Raw genomic sequence first — 25,464 nt, 5'->3', positions numbered from 1 at the left:
CCAATTAGAGGTATCACATGACGATTCTCGGCCATCTGATCAACGGCACCCGCAACGATAGCGAAGGCCGCACACAAGACATTTTCAATCCCTCTACCGGTGAGGTCGCCGGCCAGGTGCGCCTGGCCAGCAAGGCCACCGTCGAAGAAGCCGTCGCGGCAGCCCAAGCTGCTTACCCGGCCTGGCGCAACACCCCACCGGCCAAGCGCGCGCGCATCATGTATCGCTTCAGGGAACTTCTGGAGCAGCATGCCGACGAAATCTGTCGCCTGATCGGCCTCGAGCACGGCAAGATCTGCCACGATGCCAAGGGCGAGTTGCAGCGTGGCATTGAAAACGTGGAGTATGCCTGCGGCGTGCCGGAACTGCTCAAGGGCGAGTACAGCAAGAACACCGGCCCCGGCATCGATTCTTGGAGTGAGTTCCAGCCGCTGGGCGTGGTCGCCGGTATCACCCCCTTTAACTTCCCGGCTATGGTCCCGCTGTGGATGTACCCCATGGCTATCGCCTGTGGTAATACGTTCGTGCTCAAGCCCTCCGAACGTGATCCGACCTCGACGCTTTATATTGCCGAGCTGGCTCTGGAGGCAGGCCTGCCCGCCGGCGTGCTGAACGTGGTCAATGGCGACAAGGAAGCCGTCGATACCCTGCTGGATGACTCGCGTGTCCAGGCCGTAAGCTTCGTGGGTTCCACACCGATCGCCGAGTACATCTACACGCGCGCGAGCGCCAATGGCAAACGCTGCCAGGCACTGGGCGGGGCCAAGAACCACGCTATCGTGATGCCCGACGCCGACATGGACTATGCGGTCAACTCCCTCACTGGCGCCGCCTTCGGCTCTTCCGGCGAACGCTGCATGGCGCTGTCCGTGGCGGTAGCCGTGGGTGATGAAGCCGCCGATGCCCTCGTCGGCAAGATGAAGGCCCAAATGGAAAGCCTCAAGGTCGGCGTGTTCTCGGACGAGGCTAATGACTTTGGTCCGCTGATCACCGGGGCCCACCGCGACAAGGTGGTGGGCTACATCGACAGTGCCGAAGCGCAGGGAGCCGAGGTCGTGGTGGACGGGCGCCGGCCCAAGGTAGACGGCGCCGAGAACGGCTTTTTCGTTGGTGGCACCTTGCTCGACCGCGTGACACCCGAGATGACCTGCTACAAGGAAGAGATCTTCGGACCGGTCCTGCTGGTAGTCCGTGCCAATTCCATGGAGGAGGCCATGAAGCTGATCGACGATCACGAGTATGGTAACGGTACCTGTATCTACACTCGCGACGGCGAGGCGGCCCGCTACTTCAGCGACAATATCCAAGTAGGCATGGTCGGTATCAACGTGCCGCTGCCGGTGCCTGTGTCGTATCACAGCTTTGGTGGCTGGAAGCGCTCGTTGTTCGGCGACCTGGCTGCCTACGGCCCGGATGCCGTGCGCTTCTATACCAAGCGCAAGACCATCACCCAGCGCTGGCCATCCGCAGGCGTCCGCGAGAATGCCCAGTTCTCCTTTCCTTCCTAAACGCCGAAGGGAGTGACGAGAGGTCGCTGAGCCAGCCTAGCTGGTTCGGCGGCAGGCCCCGCGGATAGCGAGACTAAAATCTGAACTACCTAAATGCTCCCTTATTGACCAGGCTCTAATTTTTTGGAAATTGATTCCACATATACTGGACAACGAAAGATGGACCAATTAGCTTAGCTAGTATGCCTGGACACAGGATAGTCATAAGCAGACGCTACCTTGAAAGACAATAAGAGCAAGGTTGGAGGTGGATATGATCGAGGCCTTCGAGTTTTCAGCAATGGACCGAAGTGGCGAGGCTGCTACATTGATCGCCTTTGTTCAGTTCGGCGCCGATGCCACGCCCGTTAACGGGGAAGCGGATTTCCTGCTGGGACCCATCGAGCTTTTCACTTCGGATGGCCGCGTCGTCAAGTATGATCACGGACAGCTCGTGAGCCTGGACGACAGCGATACATTCACGCCCAAGGACGACACGATACTCGATCTACTGGCCATGCAGTGACGAGGCTAGAATGCAGGGCGCTTTGAAGACTGCTTGCTCAGCGAAGCGCTTGAAAGGCATCTTTCACGTGCCCGGCAAGCGCCTCGCTAGCCGCTCCTGCCCCCGCCCTGCGAATCATCATGATCTGGTAATCGCCGAGCGTCGGCAGGCCTGACTCCGCTCCCAGCTTGCGCAGCGGCGACCGCACCATGCTGTGCGGGAAGGGAGCCACTGCCAGGTCGGACAATAGCGCCGCCTCTTGTGCAGTACAGTTCTCACTGGAGTAGGCAATACGATAGGGCAATCCCTGTTGATCCAGCGCGGACAGCGCCATGCTACGCCAGGCACACCCGTGGTTCGCCAAGGCCAGCGGCAAGGGCGAACGCCGCACAGCGGAACCACCCTCCAGCCCTGCCCAGACCAGCGGCTCCGAATGGACGATCTCGCCACGCTCCTCCGTCAATGCATCGTAGCCGGCCGTGAGTAGAATCAGGTCAAGCTCTTCCTGTGCCAACAGTTCAACCATGTCCACACTACGCCCGACAACGACATTGACCTGTACGGCAGGGTGCGAACGCGCAAACTGCGCGAGAACGCGGGGCAGAATGCGCGACCCTACGTCATCGGGCGTACCGAAGCACACCGTACCTTCCAGGGGTGGCGCGAGAAACTGGGTAACGGCCTCCTCGTTGAGCTTGAGCAGGCGCCGGCCATAGCTCAGCAAGACCTCACCCTCCGGCGTCAGCCTTACCCGTCGCGCTTCGCGTACGAACAGCGCCTGGCCGAGCGTTTCTTCGAGCCGCTTGACCTGCATGCTCAGTGCCGATGGCGTGCGGTACACCTGCCGTGCGGCTTGCGTGAAACTACCGCTATCGGCAATGGCGACGAACATGCGAAGCACGTCCGTATCCAGCAATGGCAGGGTACGTCGATTGACCGATGGAGAGGAGAGCGTCATGCCAGTACCGTTCAGTTTTACTGAACTGAGAGTGTAGTCCTTTTTGTTTGTCTGAACCATTCGCACCGCGCATCCTGTCAATGAGGTCGCGACCCTCAACGATTCCAAGCCGTTTCAACAGCGACACCATTCCTGGTCGTCGTTAGGAGATATCGTCATGTCCGATCTCGAACACGTTCGCCGTTCGTTACGCAAGTCACCGAACCCGCCCCCGCCAATGAGGGATTTCTACATGCCCGCCATGCCGCCATTGGGCCTGGCGGCGGCACTGAAAACCACATGGCAGGCCTGGCGTCGGCGGAGGCGTTTCCGCCAACACGTTCTGCCCCTGCTGACCCATGACGACACGATTCTTCGTGACATGGGCTACCAGCGCAGCGATATCGAATGGGCTCTTCGTCTACCCTTGCGCCAGGACGCTCTCAAGGCGCTGGAGCAGCTCCGCAATGCAACACCAGAGCTCAGAACTACGATCATGAACCAGGACAGATAGCACTTATAAGGGCCGCTATCGAAATGAAACGGGCCTGCTAGCGTAAGCAGGCCCTTGGTAGGTCAGGATGACAGTCGCGTCCTTGTGGCAGCCGATGGAAAAGAGCCACTCAGAAACCAGACATACAGATACACAAAAGCCCGCGTAAGCGGGCTTTTGTGCTCGAAGCCTTACGGCTCGAAAGCGCAGACTAACCGGAGTTAGAGAGGCTTAATGTTCGCAGCCTGAAGGCCTTTCTTGCCCTGGGTCACGTCAAAAGAGACTTGTTGACCGTCCTGCAGGGACTTGAAGCCGTCAGCCTGAATTTCAGAGAAGTGGGCAAACAGGTCATCACCGCCGTCAGAGGGAGAGATGAAACCGAAGCCTTTGGAGTCGTTGAACCACTTAACTGTGCCAGTTGCCATGTTCGAATTCCTTACGCGCTAGGCGCTTTATGCGATTGCCGGGTGCTACCCCAGATGAAGTGGGCAAAACAAGGGATATAACCAGGCTACCGAATGATTCGATTACAACTGACATATACATCTTGCTAACCAACTGAACGCATCATGCCACACCGAATTAAAGCAGTCAAGCAGACATACCGAAGAAAGCTCACCGAGGCGTTATGACGGATTTTATGGCGAGATGCGATCAGGGGGTCGAGACTGCCAATAAAGCGCCTGTCAGGGCTCTACGAGCGCTTATACAAGGATAACGCTCATGCTTGCTACTGGATTCATATCTATCGCACTACGCATCATTCGGCCAAGGCCAGCTACAGCCTTATCAACGTCCCTGGGCCCCCCGGCGCAGCCAGTCATGGACAAAGGCAAGCTTACGTCGCGAGATGTCTGACAACACGAAGGGATACAGGTCCGAGAGCCCCATCGAGCGATTGACATGATTGACGCCGACAGACAGTGAAGCAGCAACATAGATCAGGCGCTCGGCATCCGGCTCCGAGTAGGGATCCCAGTTCGGGCTCGGTAACTGGGGCGAGGACAGGCCCGCCGCAACGAAGCTATCAGCGATATCGGTCAGGTGCAGCAGGTGCGCTGTCGTCTCGGCCCAGTCTTCGTGTGGATGCGCGGAGGCGTACGTAGTCAGAAAACGTTGCTTCCAGTCGGGAGGTGGGCCGTCGTTATAATGCTGCTGGAGTGCGGCTGGGTAATCCGCCCGCTCGTCTCCGAACATGGCACGGAAGGCATCGAGGAAATCAGCACGCAAGCTGAGCCGCCACCAGATCATATGCGCTATTTCATGACGCATATGGCCAATCATGGTTCGGTAGGGCTCCTCAAGCGCCTGGCGACGGATAGTTCTCAGGACAGGATCCGCCTCGGCCACGCTGATAGTCACCACCCCCTCGACATGCCCCATGGGCACCGGGGTTGGCCCCTCGGCAAGCATATGGAACACGGGGGGAGCGCCCGGATCCTCCGGCCGGAACCAGCTCCAACGTCCCAGATTATCGAGTGCCCAGCGCTTGGCGGCCTCGGTCTGCGCCCAATTAGGGATAGCATTGGGAATAGAGGGATCTGGAGCCAGCGCCGTCATGGCGCAGGACCGGCAGAATGCGCCATGCTCGGGAGCGATCCAGTTACAACTGATCACGTCACGATTGGCGCAGAAGGGCGGCATGGGCAGGAAAGCCCGCGCCTGCGGGTCGTAAGCGACGGGAGTGCCATCTGCGGTAGCGAGGTTGTCGAACCAGAGTGAGCCGGAACCGACGGGATTGGAAAAAACGCGCATAACAGGTTTCCGTGAGAAGGGCCGCAAAGGACGACATGTCTTAAGAATAGAAGCCCTGCCCTTTAAAGCGAGCGCCAAATCCTCATCTATTGCGTATGAGACGCATGGAAAGCACATCCGGCTGTGCATCATAATTAGCGTCTGCAACTCGAAAATGGTGTTCAACCAGATGAGCAGGGACACTGTGGCCACGGGCTTCATTCCTGCCTCAGGCACGGAGCGCAAGCATGACCGCAGACCCCCACTTCCCCAACATTCTGATGATTCGCAAGCTGGAAAGCATCTTCACTCTCTCCGACGAGGAGAAGCAGGCGCTCCGGGACTTGCCAATACAGGTCATAAGCCTCAAGGATGATCAGGACATCGTGCGTATCGGCGACCGCCCGTCCCAGTGCTGCCTGGTCCTCGAGGGTTTCACCTGTGTCTACAAGCTGACTTCCGAGGGCAAGCGCCAGATCATGGCCCTGCATGTCCCCGGAGACATCCCGGACCTGCAAAGCCTGCACCTAAAGGTCATGGACAACAGCATTGCCTCGATCAGCCCCTGCACGGTCGGGTTCATCCAGCATGAGGATTTGCGCCGCGTGTGTGAACACTATCCTCGCCTTACCGCTGCCTTCTGGCGCGAGACGCTGGTAGACGCCTCGATCTTCCGTGAGTGGCTGCTCAATATCGGGCGGCGCGAGGCCTACACCCGGATGGCCCATCTTCTCTGCGAGTTCCTGATGCGCCTAGAGGCAGTAGGGCTTGTTGAGGACGGCTTCTTCGATTTGCCAATTACCCAGGCTGAACTGGCAGACGTGATTGGTACCAGCTCTGTCCATGTGAACCGAGTGCTACAGGCGCTTCGTGCCGATGGGCTGATCCAGACCAAGAGAACCCAGGTGACCATCCCTGATTGGGAGAAGTTGACGGTAGCGGGCGAGTTCGACCCTCTCTACCTTCATCTGGAAGGGGGCGATGCAGCATGAGTCTTACCTGATCGGGAGGTGAAGCTACTGGCCTCGAGGAGGAACGAGGGCCAGCCCAAGTTGACGCTCACCGACTCGTGCAAAGCATAGAGCGAAGTGAACCGGAAGCGGGTGCTGTGCAAAAAGAAAAGCCCGGCCACTCGGGCCGGGCTATCTTGCACTGCACTCCTTGCTACCACCACAGGCTTCCTGCCCGTGCATCCTTGGTGCCTTGAGTCATCCATGTACTCGGTCTTCCTTGCTTGAGCATCCTTGCTCTACAGGTCTCATGATACGCAGGTATTGTGACCCTCGTACTAACCTATGTGCCTCAAACGTGTAAGAGATTGCCGCCACGACGCATACGATTAAGACGAATGTTCAGTCGAGCCAGCCCATCAGTCCACCAGCGGCCCCTTGATAGCCTCCACACGCACGTCGTGGCCGGTTATCGATGCCATCGATCCAGCCCCTGACCGGGCTTCCGCCTCGGCGTCTTCCTGGTTCTCTGCCTTCAGTGCGTACTCGAATCGATCTACCGCCTGGCCATCTTCCACAACGACCAGCTCTGCTGCATACCCTCCGACCCGTCGAACCTCGTCAGCTTCACGGCGGGAGATCTCTCGGCCCACCTGATGTTCCTTTTCCAGCAGATCATCGGATGCGGATTCGGTACCGAACAGGTCTATTTCATCACCCAGTTCGTCATGCAAGACGCGCAGCTCGTCGAGAGACAGGTCTTCGTAGCGGTTGCTCATGGCTGGAACCTCAGAAAGTATCTTTGCGACCTTTGCAAGGGCAGCACAACGTCCCCCAGGGTCACTCACGCTTAACCATCATGGCTTGCATCCACTTTTCAGTTTAGCCTTGATGCCGGCATACCGACTGCACCAGGAAGCTGCTGGGCAGGAGGGGCACTGGTCGCCCTACTTCACCAACGCCAGCACTGACCGAAACGATGGATGACCGCTATGACGCATCCATTCGAAAATCACCATTTCGCTTGTCACCACTGTTGCACCGGCAGCGCCGGCTCTAGCTATCGCCACCTCCCTATCCGATGAACGCCGTGAGCCAATGGCATCTGCCACCAGCCTGACGCGGTAGCCGTGTTCGATCAGACTAAGGGTGGTCTGCAGCACACAAACATGAGCTTCGCAGCCAGCAATAATCAGTTCATCTCGGTGAGGCTCGAGGTAGGATAAAAAGCCGGGCTGGCTGCAGGCATCGAAATACGTCTTAGCGAAGGTTTGGTCGCTTAGCTGACGAATCTGAGGATGGTTAGCTCCGAGGCCTTCAGGATTCTGCTCGGTTCCCAGGATAGGGACTCCCAATTCTTTTCCCGCTTTCGCGAGCAGCACCGCGCGCTCGACAACAGCTTCGCCATCCTGAATGACAGGCAACAGGCCTTCCTGAAAGTCGACAAGGATTAGCACCGAGCGCGCAGCCCCACATAACCTTGACATAACATCTCCTGTTTATCGTTTAGCTAGTACGCCTGATAAGCGGTTTACATTGCTCGATGCTGGACTGGAAAGGTTAGGCAGGCACCAAAGTGCTGGAGGCGTCCCGAGACCGTGCTCACAAGCCTCCCCTGTGAGGCGATGCCGACATGCACACCTATCCTACCGCCTGTCCGCCTACCGCGACGAACGCATCATGCCTACCGTTATGGCATAGGCTTGAAACTTACACGCCTGGAGGCCCATCAATGACTAAATGCCCTGAAAGCTTGAGTGATGACGAACTGCGCGCCCTGGCAGATGACCTGAGCGACCGCATCGACATGCTGGATAACGATGGCGACGGCGCACCGGCTGAGCTAATCAACCAGTGGGCACAGGCTGACCGCGAGCTTAGCCGCCGTGCTGCCGTGGCGTGCCGAAAAGCGGGTGGCTACTCAGCGACCTTCAACGTGGACGGCGAAACCCTCGAATACGAATTGAAAGCACGCACGCTGGAAGACGCCGAAGCGGAAGCGAAAAGCGGAGCAACGGCCATGGCCCACATGAGCCACCACCGGGTCACCGTCGAACGCATCAATAACCCGATTGACGAGGAAGAGAGATAACAATCCTCCGCTTTATGCGCGATAACGCGCCTTACTCGCACTGATGCGGGAGGCAGAATGAAGGGCATCGGTAATTCTGTGATAACCCAGGAATCAGGCTATCTCGACCGGAAATAAATAAACCCGGCCAATGATGACCGGGTTTGCGCTTCTAGCGCCGTCTTCCTTGAATCAAACCATCGCCGGCTTCTTGCCCGCGCTTCCTTGGGTGACACCAGAGCCATCCTGGCCCATCTTCCTTGAGTCCCAACACAGACATCCTGTCCATGCATCCTTGGGGTGCTGCAGAGCCTTCCTGGCTCAATCTTCCTTGCTGAGCCTTCCTTTGCTCGACGAAAAGCAGTCTGGCAGACATGGCTGGCTTATTATTCAACCTATGTTATGTGGCCATGTAAGAGATCAACGATAGTAAGCGTAATCCGGCCTACCAGCGCAGTCCCGCCAAGTTGCCCCTGTGTTGCATACCACGCTGGCTCGGTTGATCGGGCGTCTACCTGGCTCAATAGCTGCCAACAGACATCAGCGGTGCAGTACAACCGTCAGCTCATGCAGGCCATCCTGCGCGGCAGGCTCAACATCGCCGAAATCGTCAATGCTCAGGTGATTTCACTGGAAGATGCAGCGCAATACCGGTCGATACCGGAATCAGCCCTCATGGCTATGGCCATGAGGGCTGATTCGACGCTAAAAGCTGGCTATGAACTTACCCGCTCAGGGTTGCGGCCCACCAGAAGCTCACGATGCTCCACGACTGCCTGCGCGACTAGCTCATTCAACTGAGGCTCCGATGCAGCCCCCTGGTCAAGGGAATCGACCAGGGTGCGCCGCATGGTGGGAGCCCAGAATTTCTTGATATGCTCAGCGATCTGCTGGCGGGCATGCTCCGGCTGCGGGTCAGCCTCGAAATAGGCGCCAATCTGGTTGGCCATACGGACAAGTTTTTCTGGGGTCACAGCCGTTCTCCTGTCACGCGACACAGAATGCGCGAACCATGTTGTTGATATCCTTCAGCCGTCCCTGGCCGGTACTCGTCCACTGCCGAATCAGGTAGGAAGCCGTACCCGGACACCACCCTCGGCGATAGCCTCCGCACTAGCCGCTCCAGGCAAGAAAGCCTGTTGTCGTGCCGTGAACTCACTGTACTCGCGCTGCCAGTCCGACGGCTGCATCACCTTCACCACCTCGACCGAGGTGACCTTGTACTCCGGACAGTTGGTCGCCCAGTCCGAATTATCCGTGGTGATGACGTTGGCCCCGGATTCGGGATGGTGAAACGTGGTGTAGACCACGCCCGGCTGCACCCGCTCCGTGACCAGCGCGCGCAGTGTCGTTTCCCCGCTGCGACTGGTGATCGCGACCCAGTCGTCATCGTGAATGCCGCGGTTTTCGGCATCGCTGGGATGGATTTCGAGCCTGTCCTCCGCATGCCAATGAACGTTGCCGGTGCGCCGAGTCTGCGCGCCGACGTTGTACTGCGACAGGATACGCCCCGTGGTGAGCAGAAGCGGCCGCTTGCGGCTGGTGCGTTCTTCCGTGGGTACGTACGCGGTCAGCATGAACCGACCCAGCCCACGCACGAACTGCTCACCATGCATGATCGGCGTACCTTCGGGGGCGCTAGCGTTGCAGGGCCACTGGATACTGCCGAGCTCATCGATCCTGGCATAGCTTACGCCGGTAAACGTCGGCGTCAGCCGCGCAATCTCGTCCATGATGTCGGAGGGATGTGCATAAGGCATCGGGTATCCCAGTGCCTCGGCCAGCGCCACTGTCACTTCCCAATCGGCCTTGCCCGCCCGCGGGCGCATGACTCGACGCACGCGCGAGATTCGCCGCTCGGCATTGGTGAATGTCCCGTCCTTCTCGAGGAAGGACGCCCCCGGCAGGAAGACGTGTGCGTACTTTGCCGTCTCGTTGAGGAACAGATCCTGCACCACCACGCATTGCATGGCCTTGAGCGCCGCCTGCACATGCTGCGTGTTCGGGTCGGACTGTACCGGGTCCTCGCCCTGCAGATAGAGTCCATGGAACTGGCCGGCCAATGCCGCATCCAGCATGTTGGGAACGCGCAGCCCCGGCTCCGGGTCGAGGGTTACCCCCCACTCCTGCTCGAAAAGCTGGCGAGTGGCCGTATCCGAGACATGGCGATACCCCGGCAACTCATGCGGGAAGGAGCCCATGTCACAGGAGCCCTGCACGTTGTTCTGTCCGCGTAGCGGATTGACCCCCACCCCGGGGCGACCGAGGTTGCCGGTGGCCATGGCGAGGTTGGCAATCGCCATGACAGTCGTCGACCCCTGGCTGTGCTCGGTCACCCCAAGGCCATAATAGATGGCGGCATTGCCACCCGTGGCATATAGCCTTGCCGCGGCGCGAAGCTCCCCTGCGGGAATGCCGAGTTCGCCACTCAGACGTTCAGGCGAATTATCGGGGCGCGACACGAACTCGCGCCACTGGGCGAAGCTATCCGGCTCACAACGTGCGGCTACGAATGCCTCGTCGACCAAGCCCTCGGTGACGATGACATGCGCCAGGGCATTCAGTAGTGCCACGTTGGTGCCGGGCTTGAGCTTGAGATGATGCGCCGCTTCGATATGCGGCGAACGCACCAGATCGATGGTGCGTGGGTCGGCCACGATCAACTTGGCCCCGGCGCGCAAGCGCTGCTTCATCACCGAGCCAAACACAGGGTGAGCATCGGTGGGGTTGGCGCCGATGACGAAAATCACGTCGGCCTGATGCACCGAGTCGAAATCCTGCGTACCGGCCGATTCCCCCAGCGTGGCTTTCAATCCGTAGCCGGTCGGCGAATGACAGACACGCGCACAGGTATCGACGTTGTTGTTGCCGAAGGCAGTGCGCACCAGTTTCTGGACCAGGTAGGTCTCTTCATTGGTGCAGCGCGAGGAGGTCAGCGCCCCGACCGAATCCCTGCCACGCTCGGCCTGAATACGCCGGAACTCGTCGGCCGTGTAGCGAATCGCCTCCTCCCAGCTCACTTCCTGCCAAGGCTCATCGATAGAGCGGCGGATCATCGGCGTGGTGATGCGATCGGGATGGGTGGCGTACCCCCAGGCGAAACGCCCCTTGACGCAGGAATGGCCATGATTGGCCTTGCCGTCCTTGTGCGGCACCATGCGCACAACCTCCTCGCCCTTTACCTCGGCGCGGAAGCTGCACCCCACGCCACAATAGGCACAGGTGGTGATAACGGCCTGCTCGGGCTGGCCCCGGTCGACGATCGATTTTTCCATCAGTGTCGCTGTCGGGCAGGCCTGCACACAGGCACCACAGGACACGCACTCCGACTCGGCAAAGCTGTCCTGAGCGCTCGGCGACACCATGGACGCAAAGCCTCGGCCATCAATGGTCAGTGCCAGGGTCCCCTGCACTTCGTCACAGGCGCGGACGCAGCGACTACAGACGATGCATTTCGAGGGGTCGAACTGGAAATAAGGATTGGAGGTATCCACCTCGGCCGCAAGATGGTTCTCGCCCGGCGCATAGCGCACCTCACGCAGGCCGACTGCACCGGCCATGTCCTGCAATTCGCAGTTGCCGTTGGCCGAGCAGGTCAGGCAATCCAACGGATGATCGGAAATGTACAACTCCATCACGTTGCGCCGCAGCCGGGCCAGGGCATCGGTCTGCGTACGCACGACCATGCCCTCAGAGACCGGGGTAGTACAGGACGCGGGATAGCCGCGACGGCCCTCGATCTCGACAAGGCACAAGCGGCAGGAGCCGAAGGCGTCGAGGCTATCGGTAGCACAAAGCTTGGGGATGGAAAGCCCCGCCTCGGCGGCGGCACGCATCACCGAGGTACCTTCCGGTACGGTAACCGGCATGCCATTGATTTCAAGCGTTACGGGCGCTCCGCCACACGCGGGGGCGGGGGTGCCTAAATCGGGTTCGTAGATACTCACCGTCATGATTGCCTCCGTCAGGCGTGGGCGGTTTCGGCCACCAGACCGAAGTCTGCCGGGAAATGTTCGAGTGCGCTCAGCACAGGGAACGGCGTCATGCCACCCAGCGCACAGAGCGAGCCGTTTACCAACGTGTCGCAGAGTTCGCGCAGCAGCTCGACCTGAGCCGGGTCGGAGCCCTGGCCTCGTTCGGCCATGATGCGCTCCAGCAGTTCAACACCCCGTGTGGAACCGATACGACATGGGGTGCACTTGCCGCAGGACTCGAAGGCACAGAAGGCCATGGCGTGATGGGCCATGTGCGCCATGTCGGTCGTCTCGTCGAAGACCACAATCCCGCCGTGCCCCACCGTGCCTTGGGCGGCAATGAAGGTTTCGTAGTCCAGTGGGGTGTCGAGCTGGTCAGCGGGGATATAAGCACCGAGCGGCCCACCGACCTGGACGGCCTTGACCGGCCGGCCGCTTGCCGTGCCACCGCCATAGTCATAGATGAGCTCTTTGAGGGTGATGCCGAAGCCGAGCTCTATCAGCCCACCGCGACGAATATTGCCGGTGAGCTGGATGGGCAGTGTCCCGCGTGAACGGCCCATGCCATAGTCCCGATAGAACGCCGCCCCCTTGTCGAGAATCGCCGGTACGCTGGCCAACGAGATGACGTTGTTGACCACGGTGGGCTTGTTGAACAGACCCTGTATCGCCGGCAGCGGTGGCTTGGCACGCACCTGCCCACGCTTGCCTTCCAGGCTCTCCAGCAGGGCTGTTTCCTCGCCGCAGACATACGCCCCCGCGGCGCGCCGGACTTCCAGGTGAAAACGTTTGCCGCTGCCTTGGATGTCGTCGCCCAGATAGCCAGCCGCCTCGGCACGGATGATGGCCTCCTCAAGCGTACGCTCGGCGTGCGGGTATTCCGAGCGCAGATAGATGTAGCCCTGCTCGGCACCCACGGCCAGCCCGGCGATGGTCATCCCTTCGATCAGTAGATAAGGATCGCCTTCCATCACCATGCGGTCCGAGAAGGTACCGGAATCGCCCTCGTCGGCATTGCAGACGATGTACTTGGTCGGCCCCGCCGCGTCCAGTACCGTCTTCCATTTGATGCCGGTAGGAAAGGCCGCGCCGCCGCGTCCACGCAATCCCGAGTCGGTCACGGCCTCGACAATGTCGGCCGGCGACATCTCGAGTGCCCGGGCAAGGCCACGATAGCCATCATGGTCACGATAGTCATCGAGGCTCAATGGATCGGTCACTCCCACACGCTGGAAAGTCAGGCGCTGTTGGGCCCTGAGATAGGGAATGGCCTCGGTAAGCCCCTGACACAGAGCATGATCGCCGCCGTGAAGAAAGTCGGCTTCGAACAGGGCAGGCACATCATCAATGGCCACCGGGCCATAGGCCACCCGGCCCTGGGGTGTTTCCACCTCGACCAAGGGCTCCAGCCAATACAGCCCACGCGAGCCGTTGCGCACCAGGTCGATCTCGATGCCGCGCGAATGGGCTTGAGCCAGGACTGCATCCGCAACGGCCTCGGCACCGACAGCGAGCGCTCCCGAATCACGGGGAATATAGACGGTAATACTCATGCTGCTGCCTCCCGCTTCTTGAGCAGAGCGTCGAGTACTTCAGGGCTCACGCGCCCGTGATAGACGTGATCGACCTCGATATTCGGCGCACAGGCGCAATTGCCAATGCAGTACACCGGTTCCACGCCGTCACCGAGGAGCGCCTTCGCGCGATCCAGAAGCGCGGCAGAACCCATGGATTGACAAGCCTCGCCCATGCATACCCTTGCCTGCGGCCCCGCTGTGTAGCGAAAGTCGTGATAGAAGCTGATCACGCCATGCACCTCGGCACGCGACAGGTTGAGACCCTCAGCGATCTGCTTCACTGCATCCTTCGGAATGAAACCGAAGGACGCCTGAATTTCATGGAGTACTGGCAGTAGCGCACCAGGCTGATGCCGGTGTTTTTCAGTGATGGTCTTTATCAGCGAGGAATCGCTTTCTAACGCATTGGAATTGCTAGGCATCCACATAGCTCCTCAATAACTTCTTGTTTTAGCGCTATGCCTGACCGTGGTTATGTCAAACATAGATTTTTATAGGTGTAACACAATTGTCTGGAGCCGAAGCTGACTATATAAACCTTAAACCGCCACGTAGTTATCATTGTAGCCTCACCACTAGTGCTAGCACATAAGACAGCCACCACATGACCCGAATATTCTTGTACCCTACCCAATGGTGATTGATGCCCTTCTAAGCATAGGCTATGTTAATTTAGCGCTTTCTTCACTAATACAAAAGAGCGCAAACGCCATAAAACCTCTGACCATAAAAATTTACAAGAAGGTGAAACATGTACGATTCCAATAACCTAAATAACCTAGAGAAATTAAATGCCAGTGCGAAGCACGGCATGGATGCTTTCTGGGCTTTTGACAAGGCTGCTTTCGAGGAAGGTGCGTTATCCAGCAAGACGAAGCAATTGTTGGCTGTCGCGGTAGCCATGACCACACAGTGTCCTTACTGTATTGAACTGCATACCAAAGCTGCTCGCGATGCGGGCGCAGATGATGCCGAGTTAAGTGAGGCAGCGCTAGTAGCCGCGGCCATTCGTGCTGGGGGTGCTATTACCCACGCCACTCACCTGTTCAAATAGCGATTTAACCCGCTGCCAAACAGCTTGGCAGCGGGATCTAATAGTCCAGGCTGATCAGGCTGTTTTCTTGAGCGCCCCTGATGCTTTTGCATTATGAGCAGCAATGGCATCCATCAACGGGGGAGAAAGGCAGTCATAAGGCTCCAGCCCTAGATCTTTCAATCTGGCGCGAATGGCACCCATATCCTCTGGATCCGTTCCCGATTCGATAACCGAGGAGGTAAAAGCCGCAAACTCAGGTGCAGCCCATCCTTTATCATCTGAAAGTTCTACGTGAATGAAGTCCAGGCCATAAAAAGGATGGTCAGTATTTTCTATGCGGCCATACATATGGACACCGCATTCTCGGCAGGCATGCCGCTGAATGGCAGCAGTCGGGTCAACTACATGCAGCTTATCTTCATTGGCAGTTACACTGACAGCATCTTTCGGCACAACCGCCACAAGCGAGAATAGAGCGCCTGAAGGCTTCCAGCATTTAGTACAACCGCAGGCGTGATTATGCGCACACTGGGCCTTTACAGTAACTTCCACTTTGTTCTGACTACAATGACAGTGAAGCTTTCCACCTTGAAAGGTCTCGTCAGTAGGGCCGAAACCCTTGTCTACTAATGGATGTATATGAATGCTGGCATCGCTCATTTTTTGTTCTCCTTGTTGAAAAGCAGGCGCTTCATTCTTCTCTGTACTCGAACCCCCGAAAATCTTCTTTAGCCACGTCATATCCCGCCCTCCTCAATAATGCAGCACCGTGCGAATGCTCTTGCCCTGGTGCAACAGGTCGAAAGCGTCGTTGATTTGTTCGAAAGGCATGTCCTGCGTGATGAACTCGTCAATCCTGATCTCACCGTTCATGTAGCGCTCGACATAGCCCGGCAGTTCACTGCGGCCCTTGACGCCTCCAAACGCGGAGCCCTTCCAGACCCGTCCGGTAACCAGCTGGAACGGACGTGTAGAAATTTCCTCCCCGGCCCCGGCTACGCCGATAATGATCGACTCGCCCCAGCCCTTGTGGCAGCACTCCAGTGCCGACCGCATCACATTGACGTTACCGATGCACTCGAAGGAATAGTCAACCCCCCCGTCGGTCAGATCAACGATGGCTTGCTGAATGGGGACGTCATGGTCCTTGGGATTGACGAAGTCGGTAGCCCCGAACTGACGCGCCAACTCGAATTTGTCGGGATTGATATCGATGGCGATGATCCGTGAGGCCTTGGCCATTTGTGCCCCCTGGATAACCGCCAGGCCAATGGCACCAAGGCCGAACACAGCAACGGTTGAGCCCGGCTCGACCTTGGCAGTGTTGAGCACTGCACCGATACCCGTGGTCACACCGCAGCCCAGCAGGCAGATCTTGTCGAGCGGCGCTTCTTGGGAAACCTTGGCCAGCGACACTTCAGGCAGTACGGTGAACTCGGAGAAAGTCGACGTGCCCATGTAGTGATGCAGCTTCTGGCCTTCGAAAGAGAAGCGCGTAGTGCCATCGGGCATCAGCCCCTTGCCTTGAGTGGCGCGCACTGAACTACACAGGTTGGTCTTGCCCGACAAGCAGAACTTGCACTTGCCGCATTCAGCAGTATAAAGCGGGATGACGTGATCGCCCGGCTTGAGGCTGGTGACGCCCTCGCCGACTTCCTCGACGATGCCTGCCCCCTCATGACCCAGAATGGATGGAAAGATGCCCTCCGGGTCGGCACCGGACAGGGTAAACGCGTCGGTATGGCATACACTGGTCGCGACGATGCGCACCATGACCTCACCCGCCTTGGGTCCTTCGACGTCGATCTCTGAAAGCTCCAGCGGCTTGCCGGCTTCCCAAGCGATGGCGGCACGAGATTTCATCAAACTCTCCTTATTATCATTGTATTGCTTCAGCTCCTGTTAAGAGATCGCTAAAGCTAGTTAAAGTTTAGGCACTTTTTGGAAAATCTGTTAATTAACTTAGTGCACAAGACTATTGCAGTATGACAATAATGCGTTAAGCAGGGCTTGGCCTGACGAATACTTTTCATTAACGGGACGACGGCACATGTGCCCACCACGTCCAGGCTAATTCCCGGCGGGTCACGGCTTCGGCAAAACTAGCCAGGCACTCAGGGGTAAGGCTTTCCAACGCCGTATCCATTCTTTCCCAGGGCGCCAGCCGAAAAGCGTTGTCGCCAACCGTGGGGGAGCGAAAGGGCGTATCGCACGTGGCAACACGAAGTGCGTGCCAGCCAGCCAGTGTCGCTTCGTCCGTGGTTTCCGGAGGCCCCCAGATAGCACGCAGGCTGCCTCGCCGATGCTCCATGGTCTCTATGTCTATTGCTGCCAAGGCCTCCGCCTGATCATCAATGAACTCAGTAATCGCTTTCTGAAGTTCTTCGATATCGGTATGTGGCGATTGCACGACATACCCTAACCGGGGCCAACCATTTATCTCGCGATAACGTACCGCAGCGATGTAGCCCAAGCCTCGCTGTTGACGCAGCTCCTTGAAAAAGGCGGCGTCGTGACACCACTCGAGCAGTTTCATCAACAATCGGCTTGTCGGGCTAGCATCTGCAGCCTCGATCTGAAGCATCACTGCGTAATCCTCCGCCTGAGGCGGGACCCAGCGTATAGAAGTACTTTCTAGCTCCAGGTCGACCTCATGGGTCGAAGATGTCTCAGTCCACGACGGCAGCAGGCTCGCCAAGCGTCGGCAGCCTTCCCGGGCTTGGGTCGCACTTAGTTCCCCATTGACCCAACTCAACCTTGCGGGCGCTTGTAGCGTTGGCTTTCTCGTTAGCCTCCCCAACTCAACCGACACAGGCGCTGTTTCCAGCTTGGCAAGCAAGCGTTGCGCCAGCAGACCCGAGGATGCCGACTCTACGCCATACACACTCGCAGGTTCCTGTCTCGCTGGCCAGGTAGCGCATACCTGCGCTATCGACGACTCTAGATACGTCGACGGCCCCTTTGCCACCACCCAGTCCCCCAGGCCATCGCCTCCTAGCGTAATGCTCACCCCATGAGTCCGTGCTGCCTGACGTGCAGCGAGAGACCACTGGCGCCATCTCATCAGGCGTCCGCGCTGCTCGTGTAGAGGCGCAGACCACCCCAGACACCAACTGGCCTCTTTCTGCTCAGGCCCCCCACCCCACCAAAGAGCAACTGGCCGGGTTTCAATCAGACCCGGTGAAGGCACTGCGTCATCGGCAATAGGTGGCTGACCGGCTATGGCCGGCGCTGTCCGAAGGCAACGTTCCGTTGCGCAGGGCAATGAATCCTGACTGGAAGCACGCTGGATTTCACGATACCGGGTTTGGGTTTCTGGCACACGGCAGGAAGATTCAAGTGTCCTCACTTCCTCCAGCACTCGACACGCAGCAGGTACCAGCCAAGAGCTTAGTGCGCCTCCCTTCTCGGGTAGCTGGCGATCAGCCTGATCAAGCGGAGGCAATCGCTGCGCCAAGCGTCGTGCCTGATCCAGGGTCCACTGGTCCAGGTGGGCAGGCATCGCCCTTGAAAGAGAATGTCGCCTTGAGGGTGAGAAAACATGCGCCAATCGCTCCTGTACCGCTGCCTGGCATGTAGCCACTGTCTGATCGACCTGATGTTTCCCTGTATCCCTCAGGGTTAATGCCAAGGAGAGCCCGGTGCCGACAGCCTCGGCCGCCAGGCTCGCAGACATGTCACTAATGGCCTCTCTATCAAGCAGGGTCTGTGCCAGCGCACCATCGCACAGTGATGAAACGAGCAGCCCAAGCGGGCCTGGGGATTGCTCAGCCACCATCGGTGGCAACGGCCAGATTAGTTCCAGTATCGGAGACCGCTCGGGAAGCGCCTCAGGCAAACACCACTGGAGTTGCGCGGTATCCCCCCATCGCCAACTCTCGGCTTTCCCTTTCAAGGGAGACGCACCACTGGGTATCCCCCGTCCCGCCGCCCGTAACACCGATAGCTGTTCTTCCAATGCTATGGGGCCGAGCATCACCAGGCTCATGCGCTCGCTGCGATAGTGCGCCTCGTGGAAAGCAACAAGTTGCCTACGAAGCTCCCGCGGGCTCACATCAAGACTCGCCTGGTTACCGGCATGGCATATGTACGCGGGGTGAGATGGCAGGAAGAAACGGGACAGCGCCGCTTGCCGGTGAAATGCCGGATCGGCTAGACGGGCCTTAAACTCGGCATCGAGAACGCTGACCTCTCGGCCAACGTTAGCCTCATCCAGGCAAGGCTGGATCAGCAGATCCTGTAGACGAGCCACACCCTCCCTGGCAGCAGCGGGGGGCAGAACCATATGGATATCGGTGACCCGCTCATGGGTACGCGCATTGTAGCGCCCCCCTTGGCTCCCAACCCAAGCGGCGAACTCGCCGGGCATGGGCGCCTCCCTCGAGCCGAGAAAGAGCGCATGCTCAAGAAGATGAGCCAAGCCCGGCAACACCGCAGGCTCGTCGAGATACCCAACTCCGACAGCACCCACCAACCGTACCTGACGTGCCGTAGGCACCTCGACAGCCAGCAGTTGCAAGCCATTATCCAGACACTGCGTGGCTCCTCGGCTACCGGCAGGCAACTCGGGGTAGGTGCACTCGACGATTTGCTCTGACTGAGGACGATTCATTGCCAGTTACTGCGACTCCGAACTCAATGCAGCCATGTAGAAGGCCATCTCATCGCTGATCATGCGTTGCCGGTTGTCCGGATGACGAATGCCATGCCCCTCCTCTTCGAACATCACCACCTCGGTAACTATGCCACGCTCACGTAGCGCATCGGCCATGACCAGCGTCTGGGCCGGCACGACGACTCGATCCTGGGTCCCCTGAAAGAATATGACTGGGGCCTGGATATCTTCGACGCGGTAACGGGGGCTACGCGAACGCTGAGATTCAGTGTCACCCAATAGCCAATCGAGATAACCGGACTCGAAGCGGTGGGTCTGCTCCGCCAGATGCGGCGCATCGGTGACACCGTATAAACTGGCGCCAGCCCGGAACAATGACGTGGTTGCCAGTGCGTTCAGCACCGTGAAGCCACCGGCACTCTGACCCCGAATGAAGAGCTGCTCAGGGTCAGCAAGGCCCCGTGTAATCAATGCCTCGGCTAGCGCAATGACATCCTCTACATCCAGACGGCCCCATTCACCAGCAAGCCGCTCCCGGAACTTCCTGCCCCAGTTGCCACTGCCCCTCGGGTTGATATCAGCCACGGCGAAGCCTTGGCGCACCCACCAGTAGACCAGCGGATCATAGACCGGGTAGCTTGCCGAGGTAGGACCTCCGTGTACGCGCACAATGACCGGCAAGCGCGTACCGGTTCCATCTGGTGCATAAATAAACGCTGTCACCTGCTCGGCATCGCCCACCCTGACGGATACGGTGGATGGCTCAGGCGCATCTTCGGGTGTCGCCAGAGCAACAAGCTGTTGGATCTCACCGCTAGCGAGATGCACCCGCTCCAGCCGCGCGGCATGTTTCGGCCCCTGGGTGAGGGCATAGAGCCAGCCCTCTATCTGGGCCAGGCCTATCACGCGTGTCGCCTCGGGCAACAAGCGGGCAATGGCCTCTCCCCGGGCATCGACATGCAGTACATGCGCCGCACCCTCCTCAAAATACAGGGTGGCACCGTCGGCCGGCTCCGTGCCGCCCCGCCAGAGATGATGACATTCTCCAAGCTGCCAGGGCGTGGGCACATGGTCCGCGGGAGCCTTGCATATACACCGAACGCTCATGCCTTCCAGACAGTAGGGCCGCCACCAGCCCTCATGGTCACTCATGAAGACCAGTTGCCCGTCGCCGCCAAAGGTTGGCTGGGTGACGGCAGCGCCGCCATCCCACGTCTCCACTCGTCCGATATGCCCTGCGTGGTCAAGCTGGGCGACACGTAATCGCGAGCGCTGCCAAGGCATATGGGGGAGATCCCACTCGACCCAGGCAAGCCAGCAGCCATCCGGGGAGAGCGCGGGTGCCCCATAGAAGTCGGCTCCTTCGGCCAGGATGCCACAGTGCCCCTCGGTCACCGTCACCAGGCGCTGCGTAGCATGTCGGCCATCGCCCTGCTCCTCCACGGCCAGGATTCGCTGGCGAGACAAGTCGGCTAGCAGCCCCCCGTAGCGCGCCTCAGGGCGTGCCCACCAGGAACGAGGCGTGTCGGAATCCAGCGATTGGCGGAGCAGGGCCTGGCTTTGACTCTCGACCAGGATAATGTTGTCCCCAAGGCAGGCATAAGCGCCGCCGCCGTAGCCATTGACGCGGCTACCCACGTCGATGCCAGGCGGTGTTACGGCATACGCCTCGCCATCCAGCCAGCGCCATAACCGCTTGCAGCCACGCTCGGGGGCGGACGCCAGCCAGAATACGCCATGGGAGGTCGCTCGTAGCTCGCTTAAACCATCCGCCGGGCGGGCCGCGGCACGCAACGCCTCGGAAGTCATGCGCGACAGAACACTTTCGACTCGCGCGCGTTGCGCGGCGTCAACTGCGCGACGCTACGCACATCCTGAGCCGCCTCTTCACGCGCTGTCTCGATCAGGCCGTGATCGGGAGACAGCGCGCAGACCGGATCGGTCGCTGCCGGGTCCCCGGTCAGCAGGAAGGCCTGGCAGCGGCAGCCGCCGTAATCCTTGTGGCGTTCATCGCAACTGCGACAGGGCGCCGGCATCCAGGCCTCGCCGCGAAAGCGATTGAAGGCAAAGCTGTCGTACCAGATGCTCCTGAGTGCCTGCTCGCGCACCGTGGGAAAGGTCATGGGCAGATCTCGCGCACTATGGCATGGCAGCACGGTGCCATCGGGGGTCACGGTCATGAAGATGGCGCCCCACCCTCCCATGCAGGCCTTGGGTCGCTCGGCGTAGTAGTCCGGCACTACGAAGAGCAGGCGCATATCGTTCCCTTCGCCCGCGAGCCGTTCCCGCCAGCGCTCGGTAGCGGCCTCTGCCGCATCAAGCTGGGCCTTGCTGGGCAGCAGGCCGGTCCGGTTGAGGTGAGCCCAGCCGTAAAGCTGGCAGTTGGCCAGTTCCACCGCATCGGCGCCCAGTTCGACACACAGCTCGATGATGCGATCGATCTGGTCGATATTATGCCGATGCAGAACAACGTTGAGCACCATGGGGTAGCCCGCATCCTTGACGGCACGAGCCATCGCCAGCTTCCGGGCGTGAGCCTTGCTCGAGCCGGCCAGTGCCCCGGCCATGTCACTATCAGCTGCCTGCAGGCTGATCTGAATATGATCCAAGCCCGCATTCCGCAAAGCCTGAATGCGGGCTTCGTCCAGTCCCAGCCCCGATGTGATCAAGTTGGTATAGAAGCCAAGTTGGCGGGCCTCGGCCACCAGCTCTTCGAGATCCTTGCGGACCAGCGGCTCGCCACCCGAGAACCCCATCTGAACGGCACCCATTGCCCGGGCCTGATGGAGCACATCAATCCACTCTTGCGTGGTCAGTTCGTGATCCTGTGCCGCAAAATCCAGCGGGTTGGAGCAGTAGGGGCACTGCAATGGGCAACGATAGGTGAGTTCGGCCAGAAGCCAGAGCGGCGCGCCTGCACTGAGTTCAGCATGGGAAGGTGAGTAATCAGTCATGGCGTATCCACCCTTTATGTTCAGCCTCGACAAGAAACTCCCGCACGTCCTGTCCAAGCGAAGGTGCATCGGGATAACGCTGTTGCAACTCTGCGATCAGGTCCGCAACGTTTCGCTGGCCATCAATCAACTCCAGGATCGCTCCGGCACTATCGTTGAGCTGAACCATCCCCTCCGGATACAGCAGCACATGGCGCTGCTGGGCAGGCTCCCACTGCAACCGCCAGCCTGGGCGCAGGCCATAGATCATGTTCTCGTTCATGCCAGTCCCCGGTGATAGACGCGTTGGTCGGTTACCGTGTGATACGGCGGACGACTCAGCTGGTAGGCCATGCTCATGGCATCGAGCATGCTCCACAGCACATCCAGCTTGAACTGGAGTATTTCCAGGGCACGTTGCTGTTGCTCATGGGTAATACAGACGGATAACGCCACCTCGAGCCCATGGTCGACATCGCGCCGGGCTTCGTTCAGGCGCTTGCGGAAATAGGCGTATCCGCTGGCATCGATCCAGGGGTAATGCTCCGGCCAGGTGCTCAGGCGATTCTGATGAATCGCCGGTGCGAACAGCTCGGTGAGTGAGGAGATTGCCCCTTCCCGCCAGTCAGCGCGTCGTACGAAATTGACGTAGGCATCCACGGCGAAGCGCACGCCGGGCAGCACATACTCCTGCGACCACAGTTCTTCCCGGGTCAGCCCCACTGCTTCGCCAAGGGTCAACCAGGCCTCGATGCCTCCTGCGTCGTCATCATGCCCATCATGGTCCAGCAGGCGCTGGATCCAGCGCCGCCGGGCCGAGGCATCGGGGCAGTTGGCAAGCAGTGCCGCATCCTTCTGAGGTATGTTTATCTGGTAATAGAAGCGATTGGCGACCCAACCGCGAATCTGCTCGGGCGTTGCTCGCCCTTCGGCCATATCGACCTGGTAGGGGTGATGGATATGGTAATAACCGCCTTTGGCCATCAGCGCGGCGCGAAAGGCTTCACGATCCATCGCGCCCTGGGAAGCGCCACCGGCAGACAGGTTACAAAGCGTGGATGAAGTGGAAATCATGGCGGCTCCTTAACACAGGGACGAAAGGGCCAGCTTTGGCTTTACAAGGACAGCTTAAGGCCATCGCGTGCTACTTCGATCCCTCGCGCATCGAGTACCGCCCGCTCAGCCGAGGCTTCGTCGAGAATCGGGTTTGTATTATTGATATGGATGAGAATGCGTCGGGTCGTTTCGGGCAGCCTGTCGAGTTCGGATAGCAGCCCATGTTCACCCGCCAACGCCAGGTGCCCCATATCCGATCCTGTTGCGCTTCCTACGCCCAGGCGCTGCATCTCGTCGTTGTGCCATAGGGTTCCATCGACAAGGACGCAATCGGCGCGGCGCAGCCAGGCCCGTGTACTGTCACTTATCCGCCCCAGCCCCGGGGCATAGAAGAGCGAGCTACCACTGGCCGTGTCCTCTATGAAAAGGCCGATATTGTCTCCCGGCGTGGGCGCGCCCCGCCTTGGAGAATAAGGCGGCGCGTTGCTATCCAGCGCTACCGCGGTAAATTTCAACTCCGGACAGAAGCCGACCGTGAAACCCGCTTCATGCCGGGATGTATCGATATCTATCGGCTGCCAACGCAAGCCACCCTGCCAATGCCCAAGCATCTCGAACAAGGGAAAGCCCGTGCTCAGGTCCTGATGGACATTGGGAGTGCACCAGACATCCAGCGGGCACCCTTCACGTAGTGACAACAACCCCGTCACGTGATCGATTTGTGCATCGACCAACAGCACCCCGGCAATGCCGGTATCCCGCAGATTCTGCCTGGGATGAAGCTCTGTGTTGGCTGCGATCTGGGCCCGTATATCCGGCGAGGCGTTGCATAACAACCAGCGTTCGCCATCGCTACTGATTGCGATCGAGGACTGGGTGCGGGATTCTGCGGCAATGGTGTTGTTACGTACTCCTTGGCAGTTGGGGCAATTACAGTTCCATTGAGGAAAACCACCTCCCGCTGCCGACCCCAGGACCAGCACCTGCATAGATAGGACTCCTTACCAGATAGTACAGGCGCCCCGATGCGGAGCGCCTGACTGCACTGCTTGATTTCACCGGTTGGCGATATAAAGGGTAACTTCAAAGCCAAGGCGCAGGTCGGTGTAAGCGGGCTTGGTCCACATGGCGGATACTCCTATAGGCATTTATTGTTGGGTGTTGCACTCACAGTAAAGCACTCCTGTGGAGTCTGTGATCATATACTTTAGGTGAATCATGGATACTTATGCTTACAAACACTGCTAGCCTAGATACGTCGCCACAGCATCCCGGGATTGCTGAAACCAATTTCCAACTCACCAGATCCATTCGCAAGCCTATACATAAGCTATAAATAGAACCATAAAAGGGTGAATTGCAGTGCCGATATCAGACGGATGGAGAGAAATGAAAACTACTTATATAGCGCTATTGTTCGCCTCGCTGTGGCCCGCCAGCGCTCTTGCCAATGATACTCCTAAACACGATTACCCGACCCAGGCGCGGGTAGAATATGCTTTCTATTGCATGAAACAACTGGGCGGAGAAAATTACGACAATCTCTATAAATGCTCTTGCAGTATTGACCGGATCGCTGACCAGATACCTTATGAGGATTTCGTCACCATGGACACCTTTGCTCGAGGAGCAAAGGCAGGTGGTGAACGCCCCGAAATACTGAGGGAAGGTCGGCTTGCAGAATCGAGCCGTTCACAGTTTGACAAGATCAAACAGCGCGCGGCAGAACAATGCCTGATCGCAGGCAACGCCCCCTGATCAACGAAGACAGCAGGAAAGCGCCTCCCTATTAAGCCGCTGTCCACGGACAAGCTGAGCTCTCTCGACCCGGATAGCCTGCCCGGTAAAGGCAGGCCTCCACTCATTAGTTTCGACAAATCAAGCGCCCCTCATGGCGTGCGTACTCCCGCGCATCCCCAACAATATCATTCACATAAAGCGTGAACTGAAAGCATTGATTCTGTCTTGGAGTCGAGACTGGTTGTTTTCTTTTGCGGCATGCGCTCCTCTTATTATTGCCAGGTGGCAATAATTATTTTCCACTGAGAAATGAATATATTTCTGTCCACCATCCAGCCATTAGTCTTTATGGTAAG

At 58.8% G+C, this 25,464-nt stretch carries 25 protein-coding genes; 7 read left to right on the top strand and 18 right to left on the bottom strand.

The features are described from left to right. Window positions 1-17 precede the first annotated feature (17 nt). The gene (locus tag F568_RS0111940) at window positions 18-1,508 is read left to right on the top strand and encodes a CoA-acylating methylmalonate-semialdehyde dehydrogenase (RefSeq protein WP_019018963.1); all 1,491 of its coding nucleotides are present in this window, start codon (window positions 18-20) and stop codon (window positions 1,506-1,508) included. Window positions 1,509-1,761: 253 nt separating this feature from the next. Next, window positions 1,762-2,013 carry a hypothetical protein gene (locus tag F568_RS0111935; RefSeq protein ID WP_019018962.1) on the top strand — a complete coding sequence of 84 codons (252 nt, stop codon included), beginning with the start codon at window positions 1,762-1,764 and terminating at the stop codon, window positions 2,011-2,013. Between the two features lie 37 nt (window positions 2,014-2,050). Here the strand turns inward: F568_RS0111935 and F568_RS0111930 are convergent, their stop codons facing one another. Beyond that, entirely contained in the window at window positions 2,051-2,950 is a 900-nt protein-coding gene (locus F568_RS0111930) for a LysR family transcriptional regulator (protein ID WP_026300508.1), read from the bottom strand. 157 nt (window positions 2,951-3,107) lie between these two features. On the opposite strand from F568_RS0111930, the gene F568_RS22835 reads away from it, so the two are divergent. Further along, window positions 3,108-3,443: a DUF1127 domain-containing protein gene (locus F568_RS22835; protein ID WP_156817431.1), complete on the top strand. Its 336-nt coding sequence runs from the start codon at window positions 3,108-3,110 to the stop codon at window positions 3,441-3,443. Between the two features lie 200 nt (window positions 3,444-3,643). On the opposite strand, the gene F568_RS0111920 is transcribed toward F568_RS22835, so the two are convergent. Beyond that, entirely contained in the window at window positions 3,644-3,847 is a 204-nt protein-coding gene (locus F568_RS0111920) for a cold-shock protein (protein ID WP_019018876.1), read from the bottom strand. Between the two features lie 364 nt (window positions 3,848-4,211). Further along, window positions 4,212-5,177: a zinc-binding metallopeptidase family protein gene (locus F568_RS0111915; RefSeq protein ID WP_019018959.1), complete on the bottom strand. Its 966-nt coding sequence runs from the start codon at window positions 5,175-5,177 to the stop codon at window positions 4,212-4,214. A gap of 227 nt (window positions 5,178-5,404) precedes the next feature. On the opposite strand from F568_RS0111915, the gene F568_RS0111910 reads away from it, so the two are divergent. Further along, a complete protein-coding gene (locus F568_RS0111910; protein ID WP_019018958.1) occupies window positions 5,405-6,148 on the top strand; it encodes a Crp/Fnr family transcriptional regulator in 744 nt (247 codons plus the stop codon). A 377-nt stretch (window positions 6,149-6,525) separates the two neighbouring features. Here the strand turns inward: F568_RS0111910 and F568_RS0111905 are convergent, their stop codons facing one another. Next, window positions 6,526-6,885, bottom strand: a complete 360-nt coding sequence (locus F568_RS0111905) for a hypothetical protein (protein WP_019018957.1) — start codon at window positions 6,883-6,885, stop codon at window positions 6,526-6,528. Window positions 6,886-7,053: 168 nt separating this feature from the next. Then, on the bottom strand, window positions 7,054-7,593 hold the full coding sequence (locus F568_RS0111900; RefSeq protein ID WP_019018956.1) for an isochorismatase family protein: 540 nt from the start codon (window positions 7,591-7,593) through the stop codon (window positions 7,054-7,056). Window positions 7,594-7,838: 245 nt separating this feature from the next. On the opposite strand from F568_RS0111900, the gene F568_RS0111895 reads away from it, so the two are divergent. Continuing rightward, on the top strand, window positions 7,839-8,198 hold the full coding sequence (locus tag F568_RS0111895; protein WP_019018955.1) for a hypothetical protein: 360 nt from the start codon (window positions 7,839-7,841) through the stop codon (window positions 8,196-8,198). A 695-nt stretch (window positions 8,199-8,893) separates the two neighbouring features. Here the strand turns inward: F568_RS0111895 and F568_RS0111890 are convergent. The 4 genes from F568_RS0111890 to F568_RS0111875 form a co-directional block, all read right to left on the bottom strand. Continuing rightward, complete coding sequence (locus F568_RS0111890) at window positions 8,894-9,151, bottom strand: formate dehydrogenase subunit delta (RefSeq protein ID WP_026300507.1); 258 nt, start codon at window positions 9,149-9,151, stop codon at window positions 8,894-8,896. 90 nt (window positions 9,152-9,241) lie between these two features. Beyond that, window positions 9,242-12,130, bottom strand: a complete 2,889-nt coding sequence (gene fdhF / locus F568_RS0111885) for a formate dehydrogenase subunit alpha (protein ID WP_019018953.1) — start codon at window positions 12,128-12,130, stop codon at window positions 9,242-9,244. 11 nt (window positions 12,131-12,141) lie between these two features. After that, on the bottom strand, window positions 12,142-13,704 hold the full coding sequence (locus F568_RS0111880; protein ID WP_019018952.1) for a formate dehydrogenase beta subunit: 1,563 nt from the start codon (window positions 13,702-13,704) through the stop codon (window positions 12,142-12,144). Continuing rightward, window positions 13,701-14,150 (bottom strand): NAD(P)H-dependent oxidoreductase subunit E, encoded by a 450-nt coding sequence (locus F568_RS0111875; protein WP_019018951.1) that lies wholly within the window; start codon window positions 14,148-14,150, stop codon window positions 13,701-13,703. Before F568_RS0111875 ends, F568_RS0111880 begins: the two co-directional genes overlap by 4 nt. Window positions 14,151-14,479: 329 nt before the next feature. Between F568_RS0111875 and F568_RS0111870 the strand changes: the two genes are divergently transcribed. Beyond that, window positions 14,480-14,782: a carboxymuconolactone decarboxylase family protein gene (locus tag F568_RS0111870; protein WP_019018950.1), complete on the top strand. Its 303-nt coding sequence runs from the start codon at window positions 14,480-14,482 to the stop codon at window positions 14,780-14,782. A 54-nt stretch (window positions 14,783-14,836) separates the two neighbouring features. Here the strand turns inward: F568_RS0111870 and gfa are convergent, their stop codons facing one another. From gfa to pqqA, 9 genes are all read right to left on the bottom strand, one after another. Continuing rightward, window positions 14,837-15,505, bottom strand: a complete 669-nt coding sequence (gfa, locus tag F568_RS24440; protein WP_229804245.1) for an S-(hydroxymethyl)glutathione synthase — start codon at window positions 15,503-15,505, stop codon at window positions 14,837-14,839. Between the two features lie 12 nt (window positions 15,506-15,517). Next, window positions 15,518-16,627, bottom strand: a complete 1,110-nt coding sequence (locus F568_RS0111860) for an S-(hydroxymethyl)glutathione dehydrogenase/class III alcohol dehydrogenase (RefSeq protein WP_019018948.1) — start codon at window positions 16,625-16,627, stop codon at window positions 15,518-15,520. A 169-nt stretch (window positions 16,628-16,796) separates the two neighbouring features. Continuing rightward, entirely contained in the window at window positions 16,797-19,376 is a 2,580-nt protein-coding gene (locus F568_RS0111855) for an insulinase family protein (RefSeq protein WP_083933028.1), read from the bottom strand. Window positions 19,377-19,382: 6 nt separating this feature from the next. After that, entirely contained in the window at window positions 19,383-21,188 is a 1,806-nt protein-coding gene (locus F568_RS22830; protein WP_019018945.1) for a prolyl oligopeptidase family serine peptidase, read from the bottom strand. After that, the gene (gene pqqE / locus F568_RS0111840) at window positions 21,185-22,333 is read right to left on the bottom strand and encodes a pyrroloquinoline quinone biosynthesis protein PqqE (protein WP_019018944.1); all 1,149 of its coding nucleotides are present in this window, start codon (window positions 22,331-22,333) and stop codon (window positions 21,185-21,187) included. Before pqqE ends, F568_RS22830 begins: the two co-directional genes overlap by 4 nt. After that, window positions 22,326-22,595, bottom strand: coding sequence for a pyrroloquinoline quinone biosynthesis peptide chaperone PqqD (pqqD, locus tag F568_RS0111835; RefSeq protein ID WP_026300504.1), 270 nt, complete (start codon window positions 22,593-22,595; stop codon window positions 22,326-22,328). The genes pqqE and pqqD overlap by 8 nt, the downstream gene beginning before the upstream one ends. Beyond that, window positions 22,592-23,326, bottom strand: coding sequence for a pyrroloquinoline-quinone synthase PqqC (pqqC, locus tag F568_RS0111830; protein WP_040476274.1), 735 nt, complete (start codon window positions 23,324-23,326; stop codon window positions 22,592-22,594). The genes pqqD and pqqC overlap by 4 nt, the downstream gene beginning before the upstream one ends. Before the next feature lie 101 nt (window positions 23,327-23,427). Continuing rightward, on the bottom strand, window positions 23,428-24,357 hold the full coding sequence (pqqB, locus tag F568_RS0111825; RefSeq protein WP_019018941.1) for a pyrroloquinoline quinone biosynthesis protein PqqB: 930 nt from the start codon (window positions 24,355-24,357) through the stop codon (window positions 23,428-23,430). A 66-nt stretch (window positions 24,358-24,423) separates the two neighbouring features. Continuing rightward, window positions 24,424-24,495 carry a pyrroloquinoline quinone precursor peptide PqqA gene (pqqA, locus tag F568_RS24435; protein ID WP_092569372.1) on the bottom strand — a complete coding sequence of 24 codons (72 nt, stop codon included), beginning with the start codon at window positions 24,493-24,495 and terminating at the stop codon, window positions 24,424-24,426. 262 nt (window positions 24,496-24,757) lie between these two features. Between pqqA and F568_RS0111820 the strand changes: the two genes are divergently transcribed. Continuing rightward, window positions 24,758-25,126: a hypothetical protein gene (locus tag F568_RS0111820; RefSeq protein WP_019018940.1), complete on the top strand. Its 369-nt coding sequence runs from the start codon at window positions 24,758-24,760 to the stop codon at window positions 25,124-25,126. The last annotated feature ends 338 nt before the right edge of the window (window positions 25,127-25,464 follow it).

The organism is Modicisalibacter luteus DSM 23508 (genome assembly GCF_000378505.1).
GTDB classification, from domain to species: domain Bacteria; phylum Pseudomonadota; class Gammaproteobacteria; order Pseudomonadales; family Halomonadaceae; genus Modicisalibacter; species Modicisalibacter luteus.
The sequence above is the reverse complement of the archived record's forward strand: the minus strand, read 5'-3'. Positions and strand labels throughout refer to the sequence as shown.

Coding starts and splice junctions, on each gene's coding strand:
- F568_RS0111920 (WP_019018876.1), bottom strand. CDS start 3,847: ATGGCAACTGGCACAGTTAAGTGGTTCAACGACTCCAAAGGCTTCGGT.
- F568_RS0111820 (WP_019018940.1), top strand. CDS start 24,758: ATGAAAACTACTTATATAGCGCTATTGTTCGCCTCGCTGTGGCCCGCC.
- pqqE (WP_019018944.1), bottom strand. CDS start 22,333: ATGACTGATTACTCACCTTCCCATGCTGAACTCAGTGCAGGCGCGCCG.
- pqqC (WP_040476274.1), bottom strand. CDS start 23,326: ATGGATCGTGAAGCCTTTCGCGCCGCGCTGATGGCCAAAGGCGGTTAT.
- F568_RS0111870 (WP_019018950.1), top strand. CDS start 14,480: ATGTACGATTCCAATAACCTAAATAACCTAGAGAAATTAAATGCCAGT.
- F568_RS0111905 (WP_019018957.1), bottom strand. CDS start 6,885: ATGAGCAACCGCTACGAAGACCTGTCTCTCGACGAGCTGCGCGTCTTG.
- F568_RS0111855 (WP_083933028.1), bottom strand. CDS start 19,376: ATGAATCGTCCTCAGTCAGAGCAAATCGTCGAGTGCACCTACCCCGAG.
- pqqD (WP_026300504.1), bottom strand. CDS start 22,595: ATGAACGAGAACATGATCTATGGCCTGCGCCCAGGCTGGCGGTTGCAG.
- F568_RS0111900 (WP_019018956.1), bottom strand. CDS start 7,593: ATGTCAAGGTTATGTGGGGCTGCGCGCTCGGTGCTAATCCTTGTCGAC.
- pqqB (WP_019018941.1), bottom strand. CDS start 24,357: ATGCAGGTGCTGGTCCTGGGGTCGGCAGCGGGAGGTGGTTTTCCTCAA.
- gfa (WP_229804245.1), bottom strand. CDS start 15,505: ATGACGTGGCTAAAGAAGATTTTCGGGGGTTCGAGTACAGAGAAGAAT.
- F568_RS0111875 (WP_019018951.1), bottom strand. CDS start 14,150: ATGCCTAGCAATTCCAATGCGTTAGAAAGCGATTCCTCGCTGATAAAG.
- F568_RS0111895 (WP_019018955.1), top strand. CDS start 7,839: ATGACTAAATGCCCTGAAAGCTTGAGTGATGACGAACTGCGCGCCCTG.
- F568_RS0111880 (WP_019018952.1), bottom strand. CDS start 13,704: ATGAGTATTACCGTCTATATTCCCCGTGATTCGGGAGCGCTCGCTGTC.
- F568_RS22830 (WP_019018945.1), bottom strand. CDS start 21,188: ATGACTTCCGAGGCGTTGCGTGCCGCGGCCCGCCCGGCGGATGGTTTA.
- F568_RS0111910 (WP_019018958.1), top strand. CDS start 5,405: ATGACCGCAGACCCCCACTTCCCCAACATTCTGATGATTCGCAAGCTG.
- F568_RS0111940 (WP_019018963.1), top strand. CDS start 18: ATGACGATTCTCGGCCATCTGATCAACGGCACCCGCAACGATAGCGAA.
- F568_RS0111915 (WP_019018959.1), bottom strand. CDS start 5,177: ATGCGCGTTTTTTCCAATCCCGTCGGTTCCGGCTCACTCTGGTTCGAC.
- F568_RS22835 (WP_156817431.1), top strand. CDS start 3,108: ATGTCCGATCTCGAACACGTTCGCCGTTCGTTACGCAAGTCACCGAAC.
- fdhF (WP_019018953.1), bottom strand. CDS start 12,130: ATGACGGTGAGTATCTACGAACCCGATTTAGGCACCCCCGCCCCCGCG.
- F568_RS0111860 (WP_019018948.1), bottom strand. CDS start 16,627: ATGAAATCTCGTGCCGCCATCGCTTGGGAAGCCGGCAAGCCGCTGGAG.
- F568_RS0111935 (WP_019018962.1), top strand. CDS start 1,762: ATGATCGAGGCCTTCGAGTTTTCAGCAATGGACCGAAGTGGCGAGGCT.
- F568_RS0111930 (WP_026300508.1), bottom strand. CDS start 2,950: ATGACGCTCTCCTCTCCATCGGTCAATCGACGTACCCTGCCATTGCTG.